Below are 575 nucleotides of genomic sequence, written 5' to 3' on the forward strand. Positions count from 1 at the left end.
GTGCTCAAGGCGGGGGCCGCCTATGTGCCGATCGACCCCGCAGTCCCAGTGGCGCGGGTCGGGTTCGTGCTCGCCGACGCCGCCCCGGTAGCGCTGATCACCACCACCGAGTTGGCCGACCGCCTCGACAGCCACGAGGTGCCGGTCATCACTGTTGACCACGCGCAACATCATTCGACCGCGCCGCTGCCGGCGCCCGCCCCCGACGAGGTCGCGCACCTGATTTACACCTCGGGCACCACCGGCACTCCTAAGGGGGTGGCGGTCACCCATCGCAACGTCACCCGGTTGTTCGCCGGTGCTGCGCCGGTGCCGACGGGGCCGGATCAGGTGTGGACGCAGGCTCACTCGCTGGCCTTCGACTACTCGGTGTGGGAGATCTGGGGGGCGTTGCTGCATGGCGGGCGTTTGGTGGTGGTGCCCGAGTCGGTGGCCGCTTCCCCGGAAGACCTGCACGCGCTAGTGGTCGCCGAACAGGTGTCGGTGTTGAGTCAGACACCCTCGGCGGTGGCGATGCTGTCCCCGGCGGGGTTGGAGTCGACGGCGTTGATCGTGGCCGGGGAGGCGTGTCCGGT

General features: G+C 69.7%; 1 protein-coding gene. It reads left to right on the top strand.

Annotated features, from left to right (window positions below):
• A partial coding sequence (locus BST27_RS30795; RefSeq protein WP_139805521.1) for an AMP-binding protein occupies positions 1 to 575 on the top strand: 575 nt, incomplete at both ends.

The sequence above is a fragment of the Mycobacterium intermedium genome (assembly GCF_002086275.1).
Lineage (GTDB): Bacteria > Actinomycetota > Actinomycetes > Mycobacteriales > Mycobacteriaceae > Mycobacterium > Mycobacterium intermedium.